This window comes from Neogemmobacter tilapiae (genome assembly GCF_014652215.1).
Taxonomy (GTDB): Bacteria; Pseudomonadota; Alphaproteobacteria; order Rhodobacterales; family Rhodobacteraceae; genus Neogemmobacter; species Neogemmobacter tilapiae.
This window is the reverse complement of sequence record NZ_BMYJ01000011.1, coordinates 19,832-43,113: the sequence shown is the minus strand read 5'-3', so window position 1 is coordinate 43,113 and position 23,282 is coordinate 19,832. Positions and strand designations below refer to the sequence as shown.

At 64.4% G+C, this 23,282-nt stretch carries 23 protein-coding genes; 12 read left to right on the top strand and 11 right to left on the bottom strand.

The features are described from left to right. Positions 1 to 94: 94 nt before the first annotated feature. From IE095_RS15615 to mutY, 4 genes are read right to left on the bottom strand one after another with little or no spacing between them, the layout of a single operon-like run. Positions 95 to 1,708, bottom strand: a complete 1,614-nt coding sequence (locus tag IE095_RS15615; RefSeq protein ID WP_189412759.1) for a saccharopine dehydrogenase family protein — start codon at positions 1,706 to 1,708, stop codon at positions 95 to 97. Further along, positions 1,701 to 2,090 carry a thiol-disulfide oxidoreductase DCC family protein gene (locus IE095_RS15610; RefSeq protein WP_189412757.1) on the bottom strand — a complete coding sequence of 130 codons (390 nt, stop codon included), beginning with the start codon at positions 2,088 to 2,090 and terminating at the stop codon, positions 1,701 to 1,703. Before IE095_RS15610 ends, IE095_RS15615 begins: the two co-directional genes overlap by 8 nt. Continuing rightward, a complete protein-coding gene (locus IE095_RS15605; RefSeq protein WP_189412756.1) occupies positions 2,090 to 3,217 on the bottom strand; it encodes an alkane 1-monooxygenase in 1,128 nt (375 codons plus the stop codon). The genes IE095_RS15610 and IE095_RS15605 overlap by 1 nt, the downstream gene beginning before the upstream one ends. Then, the gene (gene mutY, locus IE095_RS15600) at positions 3,192 to 4,274 is read right to left on the bottom strand and encodes an A/G-specific adenine glycosylase (protein WP_189412753.1); all 1,083 of its coding nucleotides are present in this window, start codon (positions 4,272 to 4,274) and stop codon (positions 3,192 to 3,194) included. The genes IE095_RS15605 and mutY overlap by 26 nt, the downstream gene beginning before the upstream one ends. Before the next feature lie 82 nt (positions 4,275 to 4,356). On the opposite strand from mutY, the gene IE095_RS15595 reads away from it, so the two are divergent. Genes IE095_RS15595 through IE095_RS15585 form a run of 3 tightly spaced genes read left to right on the top strand, consistent with a single transcriptional unit; the run spans position 4,357 to position 6,645 of the window. Continuing rightward, positions 4,357 to 4,878, top strand: coding sequence for a DUF721 domain-containing protein (locus IE095_RS15595; protein WP_189412751.1), 522 nt, complete (start codon positions 4,357 to 4,359; stop codon positions 4,876 to 4,878). A 19-nt stretch (positions 4,879 to 4,897) separates the two neighbouring features. Continuing rightward, complete coding sequence (locus IE095_RS15590; RefSeq protein ID WP_189412749.1) at positions 4,898 to 5,527, top strand: DsbA family protein; 630 nt, start codon at positions 4,898 to 4,900, stop codon at positions 5,525 to 5,527. Then, positions 5,524 to 6,645, top strand: coding sequence for a CaiB/BaiF CoA transferase family protein (locus IE095_RS15585; RefSeq protein WP_189412747.1), 1,122 nt, complete (start codon positions 5,524 to 5,526; stop codon positions 6,643 to 6,645). Before IE095_RS15590 ends, IE095_RS15585 begins: the two co-directional genes overlap by 4 nt. Here the strand turns inward: IE095_RS15585 and IE095_RS15580 are convergent. The 4 genes from IE095_RS15580 to IE095_RS15565 form a co-directional block, all read right to left on the bottom strand. Beyond that, the gene (locus IE095_RS15580; RefSeq protein ID WP_189412745.1) at positions 6,635 to 6,835 is read right to left on the bottom strand and encodes a Trm112 family protein; all 201 of its coding nucleotides are present in this window, start codon (positions 6,833 to 6,835) and stop codon (positions 6,635 to 6,637) included. The genes IE095_RS15585 and IE095_RS15580 overlap by 11 nt on opposite strands. Continuing rightward, positions 6,832 to 7,476 carry an LON peptidase substrate-binding domain-containing protein gene (locus IE095_RS15575; RefSeq protein WP_189412743.1) on the bottom strand — a complete coding sequence of 215 codons (645 nt, stop codon included), beginning with the start codon at positions 7,474 to 7,476 and terminating at the stop codon, positions 6,832 to 6,834. Before IE095_RS15575 ends, IE095_RS15580 begins: the two co-directional genes overlap by 4 nt. A gap of 40 nt (positions 7,477 to 7,516) precedes the next feature. Then, entirely contained in the window at positions 7,517 to 8,428 is a 912-nt protein-coding gene (trxA, locus tag IE095_RS15570; protein ID WP_189412736.1) for a thioredoxin, read from the bottom strand. An 82-nt stretch (positions 8,429 to 8,510) separates the two neighbouring features. Continuing rightward, positions 8,511 to 8,678, bottom strand: coding sequence for a DUF1674 domain-containing protein (locus tag IE095_RS15565; protein WP_189412735.1), 168 nt, complete (start codon positions 8,676 to 8,678; stop codon positions 8,511 to 8,513). 66 nt (positions 8,679 to 8,744) lie between these two features. Between IE095_RS15565 and IE095_RS15560 the strand changes: the two genes are divergently transcribed. The 9 genes from IE095_RS15560 to IE095_RS15520 all read left to right on the top strand — a co-directional run bounded on the left by IE095_RS15560 (position 8,745) and on the right by IE095_RS15520 (position 20,267). After that, positions 8,745 to 9,995 (top strand): RsmB/NOP family class I SAM-dependent RNA methyltransferase, encoded by a 1,251-nt coding sequence (locus tag IE095_RS15560; protein WP_189412734.1) that lies wholly within the window; start codon positions 8,745 to 8,747, stop codon positions 9,993 to 9,995. Between the two features lie 73 nt (positions 9,996 to 10,068). Further along, entirely contained in the window at positions 10,069 to 11,775 is a 1,707-nt protein-coding gene (locus IE095_RS15555) for a heparinase II/III family protein (protein ID WP_308428908.1), read from the top strand. A gap of 31 nt (positions 11,776 to 11,806) precedes the next feature. Continuing rightward, positions 11,807 to 13,399 carry a bifunctional phosphoribosylaminoimidazolecarboxamide formyltransferase/IMP cyclohydrolase gene (purH, locus tag IE095_RS15550; protein ID WP_189412732.1) on the top strand — a complete coding sequence of 531 codons (1,593 nt, stop codon included), beginning with the start codon at positions 11,807 to 11,809 and terminating at the stop codon, positions 13,397 to 13,399. Between the two features lie 76 nt (positions 13,400 to 13,475). Next, positions 13,476 to 13,976 (top strand): signal peptidase II, encoded by a 501-nt coding sequence (gene lspA / locus IE095_RS15545; RefSeq protein ID WP_189412731.1) that lies wholly within the window; start codon positions 13,476 to 13,478, stop codon positions 13,974 to 13,976. A 56-nt stretch (positions 13,977 to 14,032) separates the two neighbouring features. After that, entirely contained in the window at positions 14,033 to 14,548 is a 516-nt protein-coding gene (locus IE095_RS15540; protein WP_189412730.1) for a DUF3035 domain-containing protein, read from the top strand. 81 nt (positions 14,549 to 14,629) lie between these two features. Further along, entirely contained in the window at positions 14,630 to 15,958 is a 1,329-nt protein-coding gene (locus IE095_RS15535; protein ID WP_189412729.1) for a M16 family metallopeptidase, read from the top strand. Continuing rightward, positions 15,955 to 17,253: a M16 family metallopeptidase gene (locus IE095_RS15530; RefSeq protein WP_189412727.1), complete on the top strand. Its 1,299-nt coding sequence runs from the start codon at positions 15,955 to 15,957 to the stop codon at positions 17,251 to 17,253. Before IE095_RS15535 ends, IE095_RS15530 begins: the two co-directional genes overlap by 4 nt. 39 nt (positions 17,254 to 17,292) lie before the next feature. Next, positions 17,293 to 19,119 (top strand): DNA mismatch repair endonuclease MutL, encoded by a 1,827-nt coding sequence (mutL, locus tag IE095_RS15525; protein WP_189412725.1) that lies wholly within the window; start codon positions 17,293 to 17,295, stop codon positions 19,117 to 19,119. Then, positions 19,116 to 20,267, top strand: a complete 1,152-nt coding sequence (locus IE095_RS15520; protein ID WP_189412723.1) for a DNA recombination protein RmuC — start codon at positions 19,116 to 19,118, stop codon at positions 20,265 to 20,267. The genes mutL and IE095_RS15520 overlap by 4 nt, the downstream gene beginning before the upstream one ends. Positions 20,268 to 20,276: 9 nt before the next feature. Here IE095_RS15520 and IE095_RS15515 read toward each other — a convergent pair whose 3' ends face one another. From IE095_RS15515 to IE095_RS15505, 3 genes are read right to left on the bottom strand one after another with little or no spacing between them, the layout of a single operon-like run. Then, positions 20,277 to 21,926 carry a S8/S53 family peptidase gene (locus tag IE095_RS15515; RefSeq protein ID WP_189412721.1) on the bottom strand — a complete coding sequence of 550 codons (1,650 nt, stop codon included), beginning with the start codon at positions 21,924 to 21,926 and terminating at the stop codon, positions 20,277 to 20,279. Beyond that, complete coding sequence (locus IE095_RS15510; protein ID WP_189412719.1) at positions 21,923 to 22,132, bottom strand: hypothetical protein; 210 nt, start codon at positions 22,130 to 22,132, stop codon at positions 21,923 to 21,925. Before IE095_RS15510 ends, IE095_RS15515 begins: the two co-directional genes overlap by 4 nt. Next, positions 22,123 to 23,205 (bottom strand): phosphatase PAP2 family protein, encoded by a 1,083-nt coding sequence (locus IE095_RS15505; RefSeq protein WP_189412717.1) that lies wholly within the window; start codon positions 23,203 to 23,205, stop codon positions 22,123 to 22,125. The genes IE095_RS15510 and IE095_RS15505 overlap by 10 nt, the downstream gene beginning before the upstream one ends. Positions 23,206 to 23,282: the final 77 nt, after the last annotated feature.

The window sequence follows — 23,282 nt, the reverse complement described above, 5'->3', positions numbered from 1 at the left end:
ACAGCGTGCCGAGCGAGTCGTCGACACGCAAAGTTTATCGCATTTTTTGCGCAGAGCAAGAAATTCTGCGATGCGGCATCGGCTGGCGAACCTTTCAGGCGGGTGTCAGCCAGCCCTGATACCGGATGATCAGCCCTGTCACAGGATGGGAAAGGGCTACGTCAAACGTGGGTCGCCCAAGGGGATCAAGGGCTTCGCGGGTGATGCTCACAGGCAGAAACCAGCGCGGCAGGGGCAGACCCAGACACCAGCCACGCACCACCGGATACTCCAGTGTTTCACCCACGACACGCAGCCCGATCTGAAAGCGCAGGGGGCCGAAACGTTCGGTCAGGCTGCAATTTGATTCGCAGCGCAGATGGGAACGAAAGCGATGCCCGCCGAAATCGCGGGTCCAAGTTTCGGTCTGTGTGCGGCGATCCATCTGCACGGCAACAGGGCCATCCTCCTGCGCCGCGGGAAAGCCCATCAAACGGGCAACAAGGCGGGCCAAAAGGCCCTTGCCCCGGCTGATCCGGGCGCGGCCCTGCCAATGGCGGCGGTCGATGACATGGTGCAGGTCTTGCAGGGCGGGGGGAAGGCGGCGGAAATCGGTGCCCAGAACGGCGGGGAAAAGCATCGTGAAAGCGCTGCTCGTGGTTTCCGTGGTGACATGCAGGCCTTGGCTGACATCGGCCAGATCGTGCAGGTGGAAACTGGCCAGCGCCGGGCGGGCCCCTTTCGGCTGATCATTCAGCCTCGGCATTAGGATACGGGCAGGCAATGTTGGCACATGCGGCCCGTCACCCGCCCCGGCGATCAGGGTCCATGTCCGCGTTTCCGCAGTGCCGTCCGGCAAAAGACCCATGACCTGCACCACCATCCCGCCCTGATCGGTGCCGAATGGGGCCAGCCGATCGGCGATCCAACGAAAGGGGCGGGCCAAGGGCGTCAGGTCTTTCATCAGGCGCAGGCGGGGCAGCCAGCCCAGCAAAGCCAGCCCACGATGCATCAGGCTCAGCTCCAGCCCGGCACGAAAGGTGACCGAGCGCGCCTTGAAATATTGCGGAAACAGCATCGTGTCGGGGGCTCCGATGACATTGGCCGGGCGCGGACCGATGCCGGTAAGGTGGAATATGCGGCGGTCAGACCAACCCGACCTCCATTCTGCCCGGCCACCTCGCCATTGATGCACCGGGCGACCCACCTGCGCCAGAATGGCGCGGATCACCGACAACCCGCGCGGCGCCCGGTTGCCGGGCATGATGGCGCTTTCGATCAGATGGATATCTGACAGACCTTCGGCGAGTTCCGCCACAGCGACCGAGGACAAGGCAGGCACCGAAGAAGCCCCCGACAAGGCCACCAACCCCTTGCTGCGCGCCAATTCATCCAAGGCCGTGATGCCCGAGGTGAAAGCAGCATCGTCCGACAGATCAAGATAATGCGCGCCCGATTGCAGCGCCGCACGGGCCAGACGATAAGGATCGGCCCTATAGGTCTGAAATGGTCCGGCAGCATCCACCACGGCCCAAACGGCCAGTGGGGCGATGTCATCGCGGTCACGGTCAAACCGTATCGGTACACCGCCCCACGCGGCGCAATGCGCCTGCGCCGCCACAAGGTCTCGTCCTGCCACCAGCACGTCGAAACCCTGCTGCACCAGCCCCCGCGCCAGAAGCCCGCCAAAGGTGCCATAGCCGCCCAGAACCAAAACCCGCTTATTCAATCAACCGCGCCTTCAGTGCACTGGACGGCAACGGGCAATCCCGCCGTCCAAAAACATAGCGGTTTCGGGCGATTCGATCATAGACCCAATTCGCCGGTCCCTTGGGCGCATAGCCCACCACCCGTGCCCAACGCCAAGGTGCGGGCAAACACGCCATTGCCGCCGCAAAGGCCGCCATCTTCTGATGCGCCACGCCATCGACAATCACGATGTTCGTCACCATCGCCACCGGGTCCAGACCATGTTCACGGTAAAGCCTTTGGCCCAGATCCGACTGCGCGGTCACAAAGCGAAAGCGCCCGGCGCGATCATGCCGCGCCATGAACCGCGCAAAGCCGGAACAAAAGATGCAAAGCCCGTCAAACACGATCAGATCGCCCATCACGCCCCCTTTGGTGGCGGGTTCGTTCCCGCATTATAGCCCGCCCAATCCGTCACATCCGGATAATGCCGCCGCCGCCATTCCCGCACCCTCGGGTTCATTCGCCGCCGCCAAAGGGGGGGCACCATCGCCAGGGCCGTCATCACCGGATAGCCATGCGGCAATTGCGGGGCTGTCGCAGGGTCATAGGTCTGCAACAGGGGAAAGCGCCGGTCGGGCTTCACATGATGGTCTGAATGCCGTTGCAGGTTGATCAGCAGCCAGTTCGTCACCCGATGATCCGCGTTCCACGAATGATGCGGGCGGACGGGTTCATACTTTCCCTCACCCAGATGGCGGCGTGTCATGCCGTAATGTTCGACATAGTTCACCAGCTCCAACTGCCAGACAGCGACCAGCGCCTGCCAAACGAACAGAGCCAGCCCCAGCCATCCGCCCAAGATCAGCGCCAGAATCAGCATCCCCCCTTGCAGCCCCAGATACAGCCAGAACGGATTGCGTCGGTCCCATGGCCCCAAACCGCGTCGCGCGAGCAGCGCCGCCTCGGCCCGAAAGGCCGACCCATGCCCCGTCCGCAGCACGCGCCAGAAAAAGCGATGGAAGCCCTCGTTATAACGCGCCGTCACAGTATCGCGGGGGGTCGCCACATGCTGATGATGCACCCGCAGATGCTCGCTGCGAAAATGGCTGTAAAGCACGCTGGCCAACAGCAGGTCGCCCAAGGCCCTTTCCCAACGCGGCCGCTGGTGCAGCAGTTCATGGGCATAGTTGATGCCGATGGTTCCGCTGACAACACCCATGCCGAAGAACAGGCCAACCGCTTCCCATCCGCGCAGACCAGAGCGCGGGACATACCATAAAAGCCATATCAGCAGAACGAACTGGACGGGCCACCAGATCAAGGTGATCAGCCGATACCAGAACAGCGCCGCCTCGGGCGTCTCCGGGTCGGCGTTTTCATGGTTCTGTGGCGTGATCAGGTCCAGAAGGGAAAACAGGCTCCAGGCCGTCAGCGGGGCCAGTACGACGGTCCAGCCCCCCAGCAAAGCCCCCAGAACGACCAAGGGTGGCAGGGTCAGCGAAAGCCAAAAGGGCAGGGCGTCAGTCAGCCGAAGGCGACGGTTCATCGTGGCCTCCTTTCACGCCAAGGTTAGCCTCAAGTTGCGCCAAGGCCAAGGCCCGCGCCTTGTCCATCAGCGTCGGAAGCGGTGTTTCGGGTGGTAGGAACTGCCCCCGCAAGGCCGGGCCCTCCACCCGCCCCACCATCACCGTCAGGCGCAAATCGATATGGGTAAAGATATGCCGCACCTCGCCCGCCTCATGCCAGTCCGCCTGCACCGGCGGCATGTCCTGCCCGAAACCATCCCAACCGTCGCCCGGAAACCCCAGCATCCCGCCCAGCAAACCCTTTGCCGGTCGCTGTTCCAGCAAAAGCCCCCCATCCGGGCGCACGACCACCCACACCCTGCCCTGCCGCACCGACTTCGCCGCTTTCCTGGCCTTGCGTGGCAGTTCTGCCGCGATCCCCTGTGCCCGCGCCGCACACAGCCCATTCACCGGGCAAATCCCGCAGGCGGGGTTGCGTGGCGTGCAGATCGTCGCCCCCAGATCCATGACCGCCTGCGCATAATCCCCCGGACGGGCCTGGGGCGTATGCCGCCCCGCCAATGTGACCAACGCCCCTTTCGCCCCCGGCAGTTCCTCCGTCACCGCATGCAGCCGTGCCATCACCCGTTCCACATTGCCATCGACCACCGCCGCCGCCCGATCAAAGGCAATCGCCGCCACCGCCGCCGCCGTATAGGCCCCCACCCCTGGCAGAGCCCGCAAGCCTGCCTCAGTATCCGGAAACTGCCCCCCGTGATCCGCCACCACCACCCGCGCACAAGCCAAAAGGTTCCGGGCACGGGCGTAATAGCCAAGACCCGCCCATTCCCCCATCACCGCCCCGTCCTCGGCCCCTGCCAGCGCCTGAACACTCGGCCAAAGTTCCGTGAACCGCCGAAAGTAACCCCGCACGGCGGCCACGGTTGTTTGCTGCAACATCACCTCGGACAACCACACACGGTAGGGATCAGGCGTCACCCCGGCCGCCCTGTCCTGCGGTGAAACCCGCCACGGCATCACCCGCGCATGAATGTCATACCAAGCCAGCAACAGCCGGGCCACTTCGTCGTCACGCATTCTTTATGCCTTGTTTCAGACCCGACACTTGGCCCACAGGCCTGCTTGTGCCAGAAATAGCGGGAAATCGGAAACAGGCCAGATGACCGACAGCGAAACCCGCCCCATCGACCCCAACCGCCGCAAGCGGGGTTTTGAGGCTGCGTCGCATCTGCTCAAGGATCGCATCGCCAAGGCCGGCGAATCGCGCGGCTTTGCCATCATGAAGCTGCTGACCCATTGGCCCGAAGTGGCGGGGGGCGACCTTGCCCCCATCACCCGCCCGGTCAAGATCAGCTATGCCCGTGACGGGATGGGCGCGACCCTTGTCCTTTTGGCCAAACCCGCCCATGCGCCGATGATCCAGATGCAGCTTCCCCGGCTGAAAGACCGCATCAACGCCGTCTATGGCTATAACGCCATCGCCCGCATCACCCTGACCCAAACCGCCCCCACCGGATTTGCCGAGGGGCAGGCCGAATTCACCCCCGCACCGAAAGTGGCGAAAACTCCCCTTTCCCCCACGGCTGAGGCCCGCGCCGTGGCCGCAGGGGTTGGCGACAGCGCCCTGCGTTCCGCATTGGAGCAACTGGCCGCCAATGTGCTAAACCGTCAGAAAACCTGAACCAAAAGAAAGCAGAACCATGAACCGCAGAACCGCCCTCGCCGCCCTGATGTGTTCGGCAGCCCTTGCCGCCGCTCCGGCATTCGCGCAGGAAACCACCACGGCTGAGGCTGCGGCCCTGCCCGAGGTCAAGGATTTCGCGATTGGCGACGAAAACGCCAAGGTCAAGATCGTCGAATATGCCAGCTTTACCTGCCCGCACTGCGCCGCCTTCCATGCGGCCGTCTTCAAGGATCTTAAGCGGGACTATATTGACACCGGCAAAGTGCATTTCACCTACCGCGAGGTCTATTTTGACAAATTTGGCCTCTGGGCCGCGATGGTGGCACGCTGTGGTGGCGATACTCGCTATTTCGGCATTGCCGATCGCTTGTTTGAAACCCAGAACGAATGGTTGGCCGGCGGCGATACCCCCGTGGCGGTCGAGAATCTGAAAAAGATCGGCCTGACCGCTGGTATGGATGAAGCGACCATCCAGGCCTGCCTCGATGATCAAAAAATGGCCGAGGCGATGGTGGCCCGCTTTCAGGAAAACATGACGGCGGATGGCGTCGAAGGCACGCCGACCCTGTTCATCAACGGTGAAAAGCATGGGAACATGGCCTATGCGGACCTGAAGGCGATCATCGACCCGCTGCTGGCGGAATGACACCGCTTGCCGACCTAAAGGTCGTCGAATTGGCGCGGATTCTGGCTGGCCCTTGGGCCGGTCAGATTCTCGCCGATCTGGGGGCTGAGGTCATCAAGGTCGAAGCACCCGAAGGCGACGATACCCGCCGCTGGGGTCCGCCCTTCATCGAAAAGGATGGCGACCGCTCGGCCGCCTATTTTCATGCGACGAACCGCGGCAAATCCTCGGTCATCGCGGATTTTCGCACGGAAAAGGGTCAGCAGATCGTGCGGGATCTGGTGGCCGATGCAGACGTGGTGATCGAGAATTTCAAGGTCGGTGGCCTTGCGAAATACGGGCTGGACTATGCCAGCCTGTCGGCCCTGAACCCCCGGCTGATCTATTGTTCGATCACGGGCTTCGGCCAGAACGGCCCTTATGCCCACCGGGCGGGCTATGATTTCATCATCCAAGGCATGGCCGGATTGATGAGCGTCACTGGCGAACCCGATGGCCAGCCGCAAAAGGTTGGCGTTGCCGTCACCGACATCTTCACCGGAATCTATGCCACCGTCGGCATTCTTGCCGCCTTGCACCAAAGGCAGACAACAGGCCGCGGCCAGCAGATCGACATGGCGCTGATGGATGTGGCCACCGGCATCATGGCCAATCAGGCCATGAATTATCTGGCAACCGGGGTGGCCCCGCAAAAACTGGGCAATGCCCATCCGAACCTTGCCCCCTATGCCGTTTTTGATTGCGCCGATGGCTGGATCATCATTGCGGTGGGCAACGACGGACAGTTCAGAAAACTGTGCGATGTGCTGGGCCTTCCCGCCTTGGCGGCCGCAGCCGACTATGCCACGAACGAGGCGCGGGTGATGAACCGTGTTTCCCTGACGGCCACCCTAACCAGCGTGACAAAGGGCTGGAAAATGGCCGAACTGCTTGCCGCTTGTGAAGCAACAGGCGTTCCAGCAGGGCCGATCAACAATCTGGCACAGGTCTTTGCCGACCCGCAGATCATGGCCCGGGGAATGCAGATTGCGCCGGGCGGTGTCCCTGGCGTCCGGCTGCCGATCCTATTTTCCGATGCCGACCTCGCGTTGGATCGCCCCGCTCCAAAATTGGGCGCTGGGCGCACCACTACGGCTTGAGCGCGCGCGCTTCGCCAACCAGCATGACCGGAATGCCGTCGCGGATGGGAAAGGCCAGACCGGCGGCTTGGGAAAGCAGTTCCTGCGCCTCGGCGTCATAGGTCAGCGGGGTGTGGGTCACGGGACAGATCAGCGCCTCAAGCATCCGGCGCTCAAACAGCGGGCGGGGGGCCGGGGTTTCGTCGGTCATTGCATCACCTCATCCTCGCCACCGCTGCGCAGGGCGAATTCCATCAGCGTCACCAGCGTTTCGCGGCGGGTGGTCAGCGAGGGCGCTTCCAAAAGCGCCTGTTTGTCTTGGGGTTCAAACGGGCAAAGCATCGACAAAGCGTTGATCAGCAGTTCGGGCTCCGCCTCTTTCAGATTGTCCCAATCGGTCGAAAGATTCATCGCCTGAAAATAGCGGGCCAGCAGGGCAAAAAAGGGTTCGCGGGCAAAGGCCGGGTCCGGCTCCACCTCGCCCCGGTCGCGGGTGAAATCGTGCCAATCCACCTTGGCGCGGCGGTAGGGCGTGAAACCTTCCACTTCGGCCTGAATGCGATAACGGCTGATCCCGGTCAGCGTCACCATATAGCGGCCATCTTCGGTTTCGGAAAAGCCGGTCAGCCGCCCGGCACAGCCAATGGCTTGCAGGCGTTTCTGGCCGCCCGGCGCTTCCCACGGCTGGATCATGCCGATCAGGCGATGCGGCGTTTTCAGCGCGTCATCCAGCATTTGTAAATAGCGCGGTTCAAAGATGTGCAGGGGCAACCGCGCCCGGGGCAGCAAAAGCGCCCCGGTCAGCGGAAAGACGGGGATGGTGTCGGGCAGGTTGTCGCTGAACTTGATCATGGTTTTGACCTAGAACGAAGTCGGCATCCGTCCATCACCGTCACGCAAAGATCATCGAGGACAGCTTGCGCCGCCCTTTCAGAACGATGGGATCCTGCGGTTTCAGCGCGTCGAAAATGGTGAAAAGCTGGGCCCTTGCGGCCCCATCGTTCCACTCGCGATGCCTGCGGAACAGGTCGAGAAGTTCATCCACCGCCTCGTCCACCTTGCCGGCCGCGTGGAGGGCCAGCGCCAGATCAAAGCGGGCCTGCGGATCGTCGGGGTTGGCGGTGACGGCGGCGCGCAGGGCATCCTCGGGGCCCGCACTCGCAGCTTGGCGGGCCAGCGCAATCTGGGCTTTGGCGGCCTCCACCTCCATTGCGGTGGCGATTTTCTTTGGTGCGGCCTCGGCGAAAGCCTCGGCCTGATCCAGATTTCCAAGCGCCAGATGGGCGCGGATCAGCCCGCCATAGGCGGCGGCGTTTTCGGGTTCTTCCTCAAGGATCGCGGCAAAGGTTTCGGCGGCATCGACGGCCGCACCTTCGGCAAGCATTTCCTCGGCAGCGGTGATCGCCTCACCCAGCCCGCCATCCCCGCCTAGGGCGGCGGTGCGGTCGACAAAGGCCTTCACCTCGGAATTGGGTAAAGCGCCCTGAAAGCCGTCAACCGGCTGGCCTTGCCAAAAGGCATAGACGGTGGGGATCGACTGGATGCGCAGTTGGGCGGCGATGCGCTGGTTCTGATCAACATCGACCTTGACCATTTTCACCCGGCCCTTGGCGGTGGTCACGGCGGATTCGAGTGCCGGGCCAAGGGTTTTGCAGGGGCCGCACCAGGGGGCCCAGAAATCAACGATCACCGGCACATCACGGCTGGCCTCGATGACATCGGCCATGAATGTGGCCTCGGTCGTGTCCTTGATCAGATCGGTGGGGGCTGCGGCTTGGGTGGGTGTGTCGCCCAGACTGAACATGATGACCTCATCGGAAAAGCGGTTGTGCCCTATATGCGTACGCCGGGCGGCAACGCCAAGGGGAAAGCGGTGGGCCGCCCTTTCAGAAATCGACGGCAAGGCCCTTCTTTTCCCAATCGCCATAGCGGACAGGTTCGGGGCCGTCGCGGCCACCGAGTTCGGTGGGCCGATCGGCGGCTTTGGCCTGACGGCGGCGTTCCTCGGCCTCGGCCAAGGCGCGCTGGGCGGCGGGGGGGAGGGGCTTGTCCATGACAATTCCTTGTGCGGCTTTGCGGCATGATATACGCGGCGCGGATTGCGGGACAAGGTGAGCGGAATGGATAAGGCGGGTTTGGGCGCGCGCGGGGCGGCATTGCATCTTTTGTGGGGTGTGTTGGTCGAGGGTCGGCCGATGCCGGAAGGCGGCTTGCCGGGGCTGTCGCCGTCCGATCAGGCGCGGGCGCGGCGGTTGGCGCTGCATGTGCTGCGCAATCTGGCGCGCTGTGATGCGGTGCTGGAGCCTTTCCTGCAAAAAGCCCCGCCGCCCGGTGTGTTGAACATCCTGCGGCTGGCGGTGGCGGAACTGGCGCTGGATGCTGGGCAGGCGCATGGGGTGGTCAGTGCGGCGGTCGATCTGGCGCGGGGCGAAAAGGGCGGGGCGGCGTTTTCGGGCCTTGTGAATGCTGTGCTGCGCAAGGTGGCGGCGAAGGGTGATGTCTTTGGCGATCTGGCGGCCCCGGTGATGGCCCCCTGGCTGCGGGGGGCGATGATCAAGACTTGGGACAAAAAGGTGGTGCAGGCGATTGAGGCGGTGCAGGCCTTGGCCCCGCCGTTGGATCTGACGCTGAAACCGGGGGTTGGGGTCGATATTCCCGAGGCGGTGGCCTTGCCGAACGGGAGCCTGCGGTTGGCGGGCTCGGTGCAGGTGTCGGCACTGCCGGGCTATGCGACGGGGGATTGGTGGGTGCAAGATGCGGCGGCGGCGATGGCCGTGCCGCTGCTGGACCCAAAGCCGGGCGAAAAGGTGCTGGACCTGTGCGCGGCGCCCGGCGGGAAGACGATGCAACTGGCGGCCACGGGCGCCGATGTGATGGCGGTGGATATGTCGCCCGCGCGGATGGCGGTGTTGGCCGAGAATTTGAAGCGGACGGGCTTGACGGCGACGCTGGTCGAGGCGGATTTGCGCAAATGGCAGCCGGATGGGTTGTTTGATGCGATTCTGCTGGATGCGCCCTGTTCGGCGACGGGGACGTTGCGGCGGCACCCGGACCTGCCCTTTGCGAAAGGGGCGGATCAGGTGAAGCCTTTGGTGGCCTTGCAGGCAGACCTGCTGGACCGGGCCTTGGCATGGCTGGCCCCCGGTGGGCGGCTGGTGTTTGTGACCTGTTCGCTTTTGCCGGAGGAGGGGGAAAAGCAATTGGCGGGGGCCTTGCGGCGACATCCGGGCCTGACGGTGGAGCGGCCTGCGATGGACTGGGTGGAAGCCAGTTGGATCACGCCCGAGGGTGGATTGCGGTTGCGGCCGGACCATTGGGCCGACAAAGGCGGGATGGACGGATTTTTCATGGCGCGTTTTCGGCGGGTCTGACATGATTTCGCCCGAGTGACCGGCCAAGAACTTGTGGCACGGCGCTATGGCGTTACCAAATCGAGGACTGAACTTGGCAGAAGGCGTTCCCAGTATCACGGTCAGGCTGGGCCATCGGATGGCCGCTTGGCGGGCCGGACGGGCGCGGGCGGTGACGGGTTTCGTCAGCCCGCCCGAGCCGCGCACGATTGGGCATGTGGGGCGGGGGCGGCAGCTTTTGGCGGGGAATTTCCGCTTTGGCGGGCAGTTGGTTACGGCGCCGGGGACCGCCTTTTGGGAGATTGCGGCCCCGGATCTGGCGTTTCAACAGGCGATGCAGGGCTTTGGCTGGCTGGATGATCTGGCGGCGGTGGGCGACAGCATGGCGCGGATCAGGGCGCAGGGCTGGGTCTGGGATTGGATCGCGGCCTATGGGCGGGGCAAGGGGCCCGGCTGGCTGCCGGAACTGACCGGGCGGCGGCTGACGCGGCTGATCAACCATTCGGCCTTTCTGTTGCAGGGGCAGGATCCGGTGGCGGTCGAGGCGTTTCTGGGCACGCTGTCGGCGCAGACGGCGTTTTTGCAAAGCCGCTGGGCCAAGGCCCCGGCGGGCCTGCCCCGGATCGAGGCGCTGACGGGGCTGTTGCAGGCGGGGCTTTCGCTGTCGGGTCTGCCGGAACCGGCGGATATGCAGAAAGCGGCGCAGACGCTGGGCCAGCAGGCGGCGGAAGTGATTGATGCGCAGGGTGGGCTGGCAAGCCGGAACCCCGAAGAACTGCTGGAAATCTTTGCGCTGCTGACTTGGGCGGCACAGGCGCTGACCGATGCGGAACAGGCGGTGGATGCGGCCCATCTGGCGGCGCTGCAACGGATTGCCCCCACGTTGCGTGCGCTGCGCCATGCCGATGGTGGGCTGGCGCGCTTTCATGGTGGGGACCGGGGGGCAGAGGGCTGGCTGGATGCGGCGCTGGCAGCCTCGGGCGTGAAACCCGCGCCAGTGGGCAAGTTGGTGATGGGCTATGCGCGGCTGCAAGGCGGGCGGACGACGGTCATCGCCGATGCGGCGACGCCCCCCGGCGGCGCACACCGCAATGTCGCCCATGCCTCGACCCTTGGATTTGAACTGACCTCGGCCAGGCGTCCGCTGATCATTTCCACGGGGTCGGGCGCGGCTTTTGGGGGGGATTGGCACAAGGTGGGGCGGGCCACGGCCTCGCATTCCGCGCTGGTGCTGGACGGGATGTCCTCGTCGCGTTTTGGCGCGGGTGAGGTGTTGTCGCACCGCGCGCAGGTGACGCTGGCGCGTCCGCTGCATTATGCGCAGGGCAACGGCATCCATATGGCGCAGGATGGATGGGCGCGCAGCCATGGGCTGATGCACAGCCGGGAACTGGTGCTGTCCAGCGACGGGCGGAGCCTGTCGGGGCAGGATGAGTTGACGGCGCTGACGCCAGCGGACCGCAAGCGGCTGGATGCGGCGCTGATCCGGCATGATGCCAAGGGCATTCCCTTTGCGCTGCATTTCCATCTGCATCCCGATGTGGCGGCGGTGATCGAACCGGCCGACGGTTCGGTGGTGATGCAATTGCGGTCGGGCGAGATCTGGCTTTTGCGCTGCGACAGCGGGCAGGTGGCGCGGCTTGCGCCTTCGGCTTTGCTGGAACCGGGGCAGAATGCGCCCCAACCCTGCCTGCAAATTGTGCTTGAAGGCTTTGTGCGGGGGACAGAGACGCGCATCGTCTGGACCTTGGCCAAGTCACAGGATACTCCGCAGGCGATTCGCGATACCGAGTCGGACTAAGCGTCCGGCGGTCACGGCAAAGGGGGACGCAATGCCGGAAACGAAGGTGCATGTGGGACGGGCGCTTTTGTCCGTATCTGACAAGACGGGGCTTCTGGATCTGGCGCGGGCTTTGGCCGGGCGGGGGGTGGAACTGGTGTCCACCGGCGGCACAGCGCAGGCGCTGCGGGCGGCGGGGCTGGCGGTGCGGGATGTGTCGGAGCTGACGGGTTTCCCGGAAATGATGGATGGGCGGGTCAAGACGCTGCATCCGAATGTGCATGGCGGATTGCTGGCGCTGCGGGATGATGACGAACATCTGGTGGCGATGGCGGCGCATGGGATTGAACCCATCGACCTGCTGGTGGTGAACCTTTATCCGTTCGAGGCGACGGTGGCGCGGGGCGGCAGCACGGCGGATTGCATCGAGAACATCGACATCGGTGGGCCTGCGATGATCCGGGCGGCGGCGAAGAACCATGCTTTTGTGGCGGTGGTGACGGACCCCTGTGATTATCAGCCCCTGATGGACGAATTGGCCGGGCTGGACGGCAGCACGACCTTGGCCTTCCGTCAGCGTTTGGCGCTGACGGCTTACAGCCGGACGGCGGCCTATGATGCCAGCGTGTCGGCTTGGATGGCGGGGGCCTTGCAGCAGAATGCACCGCGTCGGCGGGCCTTTGCGGGCAAGATCGCGCAGACGCTGCGTTACGGGGAAAACCCGCATCAGAAGGCGGCGTTCTATACGGATGGCTCGGGGCGTCAGGGCGTGGCCACGGCCAAGCAATGGCAGGGCAAGGAATTGTCCTGGAACAACATCAACGACACGGATGCCGCCTATGAACTGGTGGCCGAATTTGCGGCGAGCGAAGGCCCGGCTTGCGCGATTATCAAACATGCGAATCCCTGTGGGGTGGGCCGCGGGGCGACGCTGGCCGAGGCTTATGGGCGGGCGTTTGACTGCGACCGGACCTCGGCCTTTGGCGGGATCATTGCGCTGAACATGCCCTTGGACGGGCCGACCGCCGAGGCGATTTCGGGGATTTTTACCGAAGTGGTGATTGCGCCGGGGGCGAATGAGGATGCGAAAGCCGTCTTTGCTGCGAAAAAGAACCTGCGGCTGCTGACGACGGATGGTTTGCCTGACCCACGGGTTGGGGGGCTGTCTTTCCGGCAGGTGGCGGGGGGCTTTCTGGTGCAGGACCGCGATGTGGGCCATGTGTCACGGGGTGATCTGAAGGTCGTGACGAAACGGGCCCCGACCGCGCAAGAGCTGGAAGACCTGCTGTTTGCTTGGACGGTGGCAAAGCATGTGAAATCGAACGCGATTGTCTATGCCAAGGACGGCGCGACGGTGGGGATCGGGGCCGGTCAGATGAGCCGGATCGACAGCACGCGGACAGCGGCGCGCAAGGCGCAGGACATGGCCGAGGAATTGGGATTGGCGCAGGTGCCGACGATTGGTTCCGTGGTGGCCTCGGATGCGTTCTTTCCCTTTGCCGATGGGCTGATTGCGGCGGCCGAGGCGGGGGCGACGGCGATCATCCAGCCGGGCGGGGCGATGCGGGACGAGGATGTGATCGCCGCAGCCGATGCGGCGGGGCTGGCGATGGTGTTCACCGGCCAGCGGCATTTCCGGCACTGATCCGCCAAGGGCGCAGCACTGGCTTGCTTGCGCCTTTGGCTTTGGGCACAAGCAAGGGGCACCTGAGGAGAAACCGATGCGCCTTGTGGCCCTGACTGCGCTTGTCACGCTTTTGCTGGATCAGATCAGCAAATGGGCCGTGGTTCAGGGGTTGGACCTGATCAATCGCGGCGTGATCGAGGTCTGGCATCCGTTCCTGACCTTTCGCATGGCTTGGAACCCCGGCATCAACTTTGGCCTTTTCGCGGGGCAAACCGACCTCATGCGCTGGGTCTTGATCAGCGTGGCGCTGATCATTTCGGCCTGGGTCTGGTGGTGGATCGCGCGGGAAAAGCCGGGGCGGCTGGGCCGGTTTTCGGCGGGGCTGCTGATTGGCGGGGCGATTGGCAATGTGATCGACCGGATCATCTATGGGGCGGTGGCCGATTTTCTGAACATGGCCTGCTGCGGCATCGAGAATCCGTTTTCGTTCAATGTCGCCGACATCACCATCTTTGTGGGCGCGGTGGGCTTGGTGCTGTTCACAGGCGGAAAACCCGACCCCAAAGCCCCGAAATCACGCAACAAGACATCGTGACGCGGGCTGGGCTTTCGGCTAGGAAGAGGCGGACGGGAAGGACGAAGGTTCACATGATGGCTTTGAAACGGGGAATCGGTCTTTGGGCCACCGGGGCGCTGATGGCGCTTTCGGCCTGCTCCAATGGGGGCGAACCCCGGCTGATGAACGTCCGTTCCGCCTCGAACGGACCGGATGAATTTTCCATCGTGCCGCCGAAACCGTTGCAATTGCCGACCGATCTGGCGGCCTTGCCAACGCCCACACCGGGTGGTGCCAATCTAAGTGACGCCACGCCGAACGAGGATGCGATCATTGCGCTGGGCGGCAATCCGAATGCCGGGCCGGGGGATGCGGGGCTTTTGGCCTATGCCAGCCGCTATGGCGTGACGGGCAATATCCGGGGGATTCTGGCGACCGAAGATCTGGCCTTCCGCACAGACAATCAGGGACGGATTCTGGAGCGGCTGTTCAACGTGAACGTCTATTTCCGCGCCTATGCCGACGAGTCGCTGGATCAACATGCCGAGCTGGAACGCTGGCGTGCGGTGGGCGCGGGCAACCCCTCGGCGCCGCCTGAAAAGGAACAGTGACGCGGCATCACCTTCGCGTCACCCCGGCTTGACCCCTGCCCGCCTTGCGGTAGCTTCCCCGAAACCTTGGCGGAGAATTTGATGCGCGCCCTTTTGACTGGCCTGTTCATGGCCCTGCTTTCGCTGCCCCTGCGGGCCGAGGATGTGACGGCCTTTACGCTGAAGAACGGGCTGCAGGTGGTGGTGATCGAAGATCACCGCGCGCCGGTGGTGACGCAGATGATCTGGTACCGGGCGGGTTCGGCGGATGAAAAGGCCGGAAAGTCAGGGATCGCGCATTTTCTGGAACATCTGATGTTCAAGGGCACGGACAAGCTGGCCTCGGGCGAGTTTTCCGAGACGGTGGAACGGCAGGGGGGGGATGACAATGCCTTTACCAGCTGGGACTACACCGCCTATTTCCAAAGGGTTGCAGCGGATCGGCTGGATCAGATGATGATGATGGAGGCCAATCGGATGACGGGCCTGCAACTGCTGGAAGAAGAGGTTCTGACCGAACGGCAGGTGATTCTAGAGGAACGGAGCCAGCGGATCGACAGCGATCCGGGGGCCGTGTTGCAGGAACAGGTGCGGGCGGCGCTGTTTCAGAACCACCGCTATGGCATTCCGATCATCGGCTGGCGGCATGAGATGGAAGGTCTAAGCCAAGCGGATGCTTTGGACTGGTACAAGCTGCATTATGCGCCGAACAATGCGACGCTGGTGATTGCGGGCGATGTGACGCCGGATCAGGTGAAAGCTTTGGCCGAACAATATTACGGACCGCTGGAGCCGAACCCGGCGATCCCGGCGCGGGTGCGGGTGAAAGAACCGCCGCAGATGGCGGAGCGGCGGCTGACGCTGTCGGACAGCCGGATTTCGGAACAGTCGTTGACGCGGCAATATCTGGTTCCGGCGCGAAAGTCGGGCGATCAGAAACAAGCGGCGGCGCTGCTGTATCTGGCGGAATTGCTGGGGGGGAACCCGACGACCTCGATTCTGGCGCGGGATATGCAGTTCGGCGCGCAGCCCAAGGCGATCTGGACAAGCGCCTGGTATGGCGGGACCGAGATGGATTACGGCACCTTTGGCGTGGCCTTGTATCCGGCCCCCGGTGTGGAACTGGCCGTGGTTGAGGCGCGGCTGGATGCCTTGCTGGCGGACATCGCGGAAAAGGGTGTGGACCCTGAGGCGTTTGAACGGATCAAGACGCAGCTGCGGGCCGGTGAAATCTTTGCGCGGGACAACAGCGATGGTCTGGCGCGGATGTATGGCGAGGCGCTGACGATTGGCCTGACGCTGGAGGATATCAAGGTCTGGCCTCAGGTGCTGCAAGAGGTGACGCCCGCTGATGTGCAGGCGGCGGCGCTGCTGTTGGACCGTAAGCAATCTGTGACAGCCATGGCCCTGCCCGAGGAGAATGCCGAATGATGTTGCGTGTCTTTGCGGCGCTGATGCTGCTGGCCCTGCCGCTGCGGGCGGAAATTGCCATTCAGGACGTGACCTCACCCAGCGGCATCAAGGCCTGGCTGGTGGAGGATCATACGAACCCCTTCATGTCGCTAGAGATTCGCTTTCGCGGCGGCACCTCGCTGGATGATCCGGCGAAACGGGGGGCGGTCAATCTGATGACCGGGTTGATCGAGGAAGGCGCGGGCGATCTGGATGCACAGGGCTTTGCCAATGCGCGGGATGGGTTGGCGGCCAGTCTGGAATTCCGGCCCTATGGGGATGCGATTGGCGTGTCGATGCGGGCGCTGACGGAAAACCGCGATCAGGTGGTGGACCTTTTGAATCTGGCGCTGACCCAGCCGCGCTTTGATCAGGATGCGGTGGATCGGGTGCGGGGGCAGGTGCTGACCGGCCTTGCGGCGGATGCGAAAGACCCCGGCACGATTGCGGCGCACCGCTTTGATGCCGATGCCTTTGGCAGCCATCCCTATGCGACCAGCGGTGATGGGACGGTGGAATCGGTCAACGCTCTGACGCGCGACGATGTGGTGGCGGCGTGGAAAGCGGCCCTAGCGCAGGACCGGGTTTATGTGGCCGCCGTGGGGGATATTTCGCCCGAAGAATTGGGCGCGCTGATCGACAAGGTTCTGGCGGGCCTGCCTGCAACGGGGGCGCCTTTGCCCGCGCGGGCGGAATATGCGCTGAAGGGCGGGGTGACGGTGGTGGATTATCCGTCGCCGCAATCGGTGATTCAGTTCGGGCATCAGGGCATCCGGCGCGATGATCCGGATTTCTTTGCCGCCTATCTGCTGAACGAAATTCTGGGTGGCGGGCGCTTCGGGTCGCGTCTGATGACGGAAGTGCGGGAAAAGCGGGGGCTGACCTATGGGGTGGGCACAGCGTTGGTGCCCTTGGACCATGCGGAACTGTATCTCGGCAGCCTTTCGACCGAGAATTCCAAGGTGGGGCAGGTGATTGATCTGCTGCGTTCGGAATGGGCGCGGTTGGCCAAGGATGGGGTCACCGAGGCGGAATTGGCCGATGCGAAAACCTATCTGACGGGCAGCTATCCGCTGCGGTTTGACAGCAACGCGGCGATTGCGAATATTCTGGTGGGGATGCAGATGGAAGATCTGCCGATCGACTATGCCAGCACGCGGAACGCCAAGATCGAGGCGGTGACCTTGGCCGATATGGCGCGGGTGGCGGCGCGGATTTTGCATCCGGATGATCTGCATTTCGTGGTGGTGGGTCAGCCGGAAGGGTTGAACTGACCTTTCCCGAATCTGCGCGGCTATGCTATGGATAGGGGCATGAACGCGCCCAGCCCCCATATCTCTGCCGAACGGCCCGTTATTCGCCAGTTGGACGAGGCGGCGATCAACCGCATTGCGGCGGGTGAGGTGGTGGAACGGCCTGCCTCTGCCGTGAAAGAGTTGGTGGAAAACGCGCTGGACGCGGGGGCGCGGCGGGTGACGGTGGACTATGCCGAGGGTGGCAAGGTTCTGATCCGGGTGACGGACGATGGCTGCGGGATGACGGGGGATGACTTGCCCCTTGCGGTGACGCGGCACGCGACCAGCAAGATCGACGGGTCGGATTTGCTGAACATCCACTCCTTTGGTTTCCGGGGCGAGGCGCTGCCTTCGCTGGGGGCGGTGGGTCGGCTGACGATCCAAAGCCGTGTGGCGGGGCAGGATGCGGCCGCGATCACGGTGGATGGCGGGCGGGTTGGCCCGGTGCGGCCCGTGGGCCTGTCGGGGGGCACGGTCGTGGAACTGCGCGATCTGTTCCATGCCACGCCCGCGCGGTTGAAATTCATGCGGTCCGACCGGGCCGAGGCGCAGGCGATGGCCGAGGTGGTGCGGCGGCTGGCTTTGGCGGAACCCGGCGTGGGCTTTACCCTGCGCGATGTGTCGGGTGGCGACGAGCGGGTGATTTTCCGGGCCGAGGCGGAGCAGGGCGATCTGTTCGATGCGCTGCGGGGCCGGGTGGCGCGGGTCATCGGGGCGGATTTCGCCGACAATGCGGTGGCGATTGACGCGGAACATGATGGGGTGCGGCTGACGGGTTATGCGGGCCTGCCGACCTATTCGCGGGGGACGTCCGTCGCGCAATATCTGTTCGTGAACGGGCGGCCGGTGCAGGACAAGCAGCTGATCGGGGCCTTGCGGGCGGCCTATATGGATGTGCTGTCGCGTGATCGGCATCCGGCGGCGGTGTTGTTTGTGACCGTTGATCCGACGCGGGTGGATGTGAACGTGCATCCCGCGAAATCCGAGGTGCGGTTCCGTGAACCGGGGGCGGTGCGGGGGCTGATCGTGACGGCGTTGCGCCATGCTTTGGCCGGGGCGGGGCATCGGGCGTCCAGCACGGTGGGGGCGGAAACCTTGGCTCAGATGCGGGCGGAGCCTGTAGGGCCGCGCGTCTATCAGATGGACCGACCCAGTCAAAATTGGCCCAGTCAGCCGACATTCGCCCGCGTGCAGGAATGGCAAGCGCCCATGGGCTTTGCCGAAGCGCCCGCCGCGCGGATTGAAGCGCCTGTTGAAACGGCAGCGGGTTATCTGGGCGCAGCGCGGGCGCAGTTGCACGAGAATTACATCATCGCGCAAACGGCGGATGGCTTTGTGATCGTCGATCAGCATGCCGCCCACGAACGGCTGGTTTATGAACGTCTGAAGGCGCAGCGGGATGGGGCGGGCATCGCCCGTCAGGCGCTGCTGATCCCGGAAATCATCGACCTGTCGCCCGACGATTGCGCCCGTCTGCTGGAAGCGGCCCCCGATCTGGCCCGCGTGGGGCTGGTGATCGAGGCGTTCGGGGGATCGGCGGTCGCCGTGCAGGAAACCCCGGCCATTCTGGGACAGGTCAATGCGCAGGCGCTGATCCGCGATATTCTGGACGATCTGGCCGACCTTGGGCAAAGCCAGCGGGTGCAGGCGAAAATGGATGCGGTTCTCAGCCGGATGTCCTGCCATGGGTCGATCCGTTCCGGGCGGCAGATGCGGGGGGACGAGATGAACGCGCTTTTGCGCGAGATGGAGGCGACGCCCCTATCGGGCCAGTGCAACCACGGGCGGCCGACCTATGTTGAACTGAAACTGGCCGACATTGAACGGCTGTTCGGGCGGCGATGATCCAGATTGGTCCCTATGCCTTTCGTTGGGATGATCCCCTGACCTTGGCCATTGCCGGGGCCTCGGCGCTGGTGCTGCTGTTTCTGGTGCTGATCCTGCGGGCGGCGGGGCGTTCGGCGACGGCGACGGAGCCGTTGACGCAGCAGATGGGGCAACTCGCTTGGCGGGTTCAGGCGCTGGCGGATGGGCAGGAACGGTTGGCGGGGGGGCTGAACCATGTGGGCGAGGCGCAGGCCCACAGCCAAAGTGCCATGCTGCAACTGATGGAGCGGCGTTTGGCCGAGGTTCAGGCGGCGATGACGGAAAACCTGCAAAGCACCTCGGTCCGCACGGCGCGCAGTTTGGGCGATTTGCAGCAGCGGCTGGAAACCATCGACAAGGCGCAGGCGAATATTGAAAAGCTTTCGGGGAATGTGTTGTCCTTGCAGGACATCCTTTCGAACAAGCAGACGCGCGGGGCCTTTGGGGAAATCCAACTGCATGACATCGTGCAAAAGGCTTTGCCCAGCGATGCCTATGCCATGCAAGCGACGCTTTCGAATGGGAAACGGGCGGATTGCCTGATCCATCTGCCAAACCCACCCGGCCCCATCGTCATCGACGCGAAATTCCCGCTGGAAGCGTACGAGGCGCTGCGGGTGGCGAAAACCGAAGGCGCGCTGCGCGAGGCGGCGGCGGCAATGCGGGTGGCGGTGAAGGGGCATATCAAGGCGATTGCCGACAAGTATATCCTTGAAGGCGAAACGGCGGATGGGGCGTTGATGTTCCTGCCGTCCGAAGCGGTTTACGCGGAACTGCACGCGAATTTCCCGGAACTGGTGCGCGAGGGTTTCGCGGCCAAGGTCTGGATCGTGTCGCCAACGACCTGCATGGCGACGCTGCACACGATGCGGGCGGTGCTGAAGGATGCGCGGATGCGGGAACAGGCGGGGGCGATCCGGGCGACCCTGCGGATGCTGCACCGCGATGTGGAGCTGGTGGTGGAACGGGTGGACAAGCTGAACACCCATTTCAATCAGGCCAAGGCCGATCTGGACGGGATCGGAACGGCAGCGGAACGGGCGGGCAAACGCGCGGCGCGGTTGGACAATTTCGACTTTGAAGAGGTGGAGCAGGTCAGCCTGATCGCGCCGAAAGCGGCGGAATAGGCCCGGCTGTTACAAGCCACATCGCCAAGGCAAATCGGCCGGTCGGCCCAAGTCAGGGCAATCGCCCGGCCCCACAGCGGCGACAATGGCAGCACGGTCGGGCAGGGGGCGGCCTTGAGCCAATTCGCCCGCCAGCCAGCGCGTGACTTGCGGCGCCGACAGGCTGGTGCCCGACAGTCTTTGGCGCACCCCGGCGCGCATGCCGGGCAGGATCAGGCCGCGCACCGAAAGGGCGGCATCGGCGGGGGCGGTGACATCGCCGGCCATTCCGTCCTCCAAAAGGCCGGTATAGGGCGCAAGGCTGGCGTCGGCCAATGTGGCCCCGACGCGGATCTGGTGCGGACCCCCAACATAACTGCTGGAGGTGCCGTTGCGGCGAATTTTGGCGGGGTTGGTGCTATCGTCACCCGGCCAATGGCCATCGTCCTGCCGGGCAGCATAGGCGGGGTCAATCAGCCGCGACTGGCGGCCCCTTGGGCCAAAGCCGGACAGGCTGTCATCGCGCAAGACGATCAGTTCAAACGGCCCCGGCCCGGTGGGGGCGATCCGCCATGGCCCCGGCGGGGCACTGGTCTGGCCGGGCGCGTCGGGCAGGGTGGGGGGCAGGATCAGCGTCAGGCAGGGCCGGGGGGCAAGGCGCCCCATGGCGCGGTTTTGCAGCGTCAGGCGCGCGAGTTCGCGGCCCTGATCATCCTTGATCCGGCCCATGCCACCACCCGCGGGCAGGTCAACGGCTAGGCTTTGGCCATCGGGCTGGGTCAGCGTCACGGGCAGGCCCGGCCCCATGCCCCAGATTTCCAGCGCCGAAGGCGTGCGGTCATCCGGCGGCAGGTGCCAAAGGATATCCTGCCCCTGTTCCAGCACGGCGCGGCCCCGGTCTTGCCGGGAATTGCCGGTGGGCAGCACGAAATGCACGGGGCCAAGATCTGGCTCGGCGGATTGGGAAATGGCGTTTTGCAGGCGCGAGATGAGCGATGACCCATCCCGCCCCCCGGCGGTGATGCCCAAGGACAGGTTCACCACCAAGGGCGGGCGGATGGTGCGGCCTGCGGCTTGCGACATGTCGCGGGCCAGCGCGCGGGCACGGGCGATGACAAAGACGACGGCGGCCTGAATGAACAGCGCCGACAGACTGCCCGAAGTGTCGGCCACCCCGAAATCGGGCAGGGAAACAGCGATCAGCGGATGGTTCAGGGAACGGGGGTCTTCGGGTGCAAAACCAGCGGCCAGCGCCGCGACGCCCGCCCCATGGCTGGCGGAACGCAAAAGGCCGTGGCCCCTTGCAGGGTCCATCAGGCCAAGGGCGCGGTAAAGGGTATCCTCATCGCGGCCCAGTGCATCGATCATCGGGCCACGAAGCTCCTGCCCAAAGGCGATGTCGGGGCGGCGGTCGCAGGCGGGCGCGTCTTGCAGCCAAATCGCTGCCATGCGGCTGTGACCATCCGGCGCACGGAACAGGCGATGGGCAAAGGGGATGGCGTGGTCGATCATCGCGATGATGGCGCAATGATCCGGGTCAGGCGGCATCGCACCGGGCGAGAGAAAGCCCTGTTCCGGCGCGGGGGGCAGATGGGGCGTGATCAGGGCATCCGGCGGGGCCAGACGCGGCAGCGCCTGGAGCACCTGATCGAACAGCGCAAAGGATTCATGTGCGATCATGGGCCGAAGGCCGCGATGATCAGCGCCTCCAGCGCCGCGCGGCGGCTGTCGGCGGGGTCGGCATCGCTGGGCGGCTGGCGGCTGATTTGCCAGACGGGGCTGGGTTGTGGGCCGGGTGGGTGCAGCAGGTAATGCGCCAAAGGCCAGCCTTCGTCACCCAGACTGTCCATTTCACCCGATGCTGCGGGAACGAAGGTCAGCCCCATCTTTTGCCCCATTCCTCGGCCCCGCGTTTCCAGACGGTGGCCAGCAGCGGGCCTTTGCTGACGTTGCGGGGGGGCAGGGCGGTGATGGCGGTGGCATCACCCAGAACCGTCAGCAGGCGGGGCAGGTGGAAATCGCGGCTGGCCCCCGCTGCGGTTTCGCCCCAGCGGGTGGCTTCGAAGCCCAGCCCTTGGACCGGTGCGCCTTTGGCGCGGGCGGCGATCCAGCGGCCTAGGCTGATGCCCAGAACCGCGCCGCTGGCGCTGTCGCCGGGAAAGTGAACCCCAGCCACGGTGCGGTTGACGGCGATGCGGGCGGCCATGCGGTAAAGCGGGTTGGTGGTATCGAGGCCCGGCCCTTGGGTCAAAAGGTCCAGCATGGTGGCCAAGGCAAAGGCCTGCGTGGCATGGCCCGAGGGATAGCTGGAATGGGCCGGGCAGGGGATCATCGGCTGGATTTGATCCGACAGGACATGCGGCCGGGCCGCGCCGAAATGCAGCTTGATCCGCTGGACGGCGGCGGTGGCCAGTTCGCCCGTCAGCGCCGCCAAGGTGCCGATGGCGGGGGTCCAAAGGCCACCCAAGGGCAGGACGCTGGCAAAGAAAGGGTCAAGCGTGGCGGATTGCGCGTCAATCTCGGCCAATCTTTCGCCGCGCAGATCGGCGTAGCCTGCAACAAGTTTCGCCTCATCTACGAAATCCTGTGGGCTGGGGCGACCCAAGCGCGCCAGCGGGTGCAGACTGCCACCGATGCGCAGCGAAAGGCTGGCGCTGTCGGGGCCTTGGGACTGGACGGCCAGAACCTCTTGGCATTCAAAGATCAGCGAGGACAGGACGAAATTCGGCTCGATCCGTTTCAGCCTGTCTGCGGCGGGCAGGGCTGGGGCGGTGGGCAAAAGGGGCGCGATCGGCCCGCCATCGGCGATGCCTTCGCGCGCTTGCAGCAAAGCGACGCCCAGTGCAGCACCCGAAGCCCCGCCCCCATGGGCATTGTGCGCGTTATGTGCATTATGGGCGTTGTGCGCGTTATGAGCGTTGTGCGCATTATGCGCGTTGTGGGCGTTTGACAGCGCCATCGCGATGATCCCTGCTGAAAACGGCAAAATAGATTGATTCGTTGTCACATATGTTAACAGCTTTGGACCCGCCGATA

Coding starts and splice junctions, on each gene's coding strand:
- IE095_RS15610 (WP_189412757.1), bottom strand. CDS start 2,090: ATGGGCGATCTGATCGTGTTTGACGGGCTTTGCATCTTTTGTTCCGGC.
- IE095_RS15605 (WP_189412756.1), bottom strand. CDS start 3,217: ATGAACCGTCGCCTTCGGCTGACTGACGCCCTGCCCTTTTGGCTTTCG.
- mutY (WP_189412753.1), bottom strand. CDS start 4,274: ATGCGTGACGACGAAGTGGCCCGGCTGTTGCTGGCTTGGTATGACATT.
- IE095_RS15595 (WP_189412751.1), top strand. CDS start 4,357: ATGACCGACAGCGAAACCCGCCCCATCGACCCCAACCGCCGCAAGCGG.
- IE095_RS15590 (WP_189412749.1), top strand. CDS start 4,898: ATGAACCGCAGAACCGCCCTCGCCGCCCTGATGTGTTCGGCAGCCCTT.
- IE095_RS15585 (WP_189412747.1), top strand. CDS start 5,524: ATGACACCGCTTGCCGACCTAAAGGTCGTCGAATTGGCGCGGATTCTG.
- IE095_RS15580 (WP_189412745.1), bottom strand. CDS start 6,835: ATGACCGACGAAACCCCGGCCCCCCGCCCGCTGTTTGAGCGCCGGATG.
- IE095_RS15575 (WP_189412743.1), bottom strand. CDS start 7,476: ATGATCAAGTTCAGCGACAACCTGCCCGACACCATCCCCGTCTTTCCG.
- trxA (WP_189412736.1), bottom strand. CDS start 8,428: ATGTTCAGTCTGGGCGACACACCCACCCAAGCCGCAGCCCCCACCGAT.
- IE095_RS15565 (WP_189412735.1), bottom strand. CDS start 8,678: ATGGACAAGCCCCTCCCCCCCGCCGCCCAGCGCGCCTTGGCCGAGGCC.
- IE095_RS15560 (WP_189412734.1), top strand. CDS start 8,745: ATGGATAAGGCGGGTTTGGGCGCGCGCGGGGCGGCATTGCATCTTTTG.
- purH (WP_189412732.1), top strand. CDS start 11,807: ATGCCGGAAACGAAGGTGCATGTGGGACGGGCGCTTTTGTCCGTATCT.
- lspA (WP_189412731.1), top strand. CDS start 13,476: ATGCGCCTTGTGGCCCTGACTGCGCTTGTCACGCTTTTGCTGGATCAG.
- IE095_RS15540 (WP_189412730.1), top strand. CDS start 14,033: ATGGCTTTGAAACGGGGAATCGGTCTTTGGGCCACCGGGGCGCTGATG.
- IE095_RS15535 (WP_189412729.1), top strand. CDS start 14,630: ATGCGCGCCCTTTTGACTGGCCTGTTCATGGCCCTGCTTTCGCTGCCC.
- IE095_RS15530 (WP_189412727.1), top strand. CDS start 15,955: ATGATGTTGCGTGTCTTTGCGGCGCTGATGCTGCTGGCCCTGCCGCTG.
- mutL (WP_189412725.1), top strand. CDS start 17,293: ATGAACGCGCCCAGCCCCCATATCTCTGCCGAACGGCCCGTTATTCGC.
- IE095_RS15520 (WP_189412723.1), top strand. CDS start 19,116: ATGATCCAGATTGGTCCCTATGCCTTTCGTTGGGATGATCCCCTGACC.
- IE095_RS15515 (WP_189412721.1), bottom strand. CDS start 21,926: ATGATCGCACATGAATCCTTTGCGCTGTTCGATCAGGTGCTCCAGGCG.
- IE095_RS15510 (WP_189412719.1), bottom strand. CDS start 22,132: ATGGGGCTGACCTTCGTTCCCGCAGCATCGGGTGAAATGGACAGTCTG.
- IE095_RS15505 (WP_189412717.1), bottom strand. CDS start 23,205: ATGGCGCTGTCAAACGCCCACAACGCGCATAATGCGCACAACGCTCAT.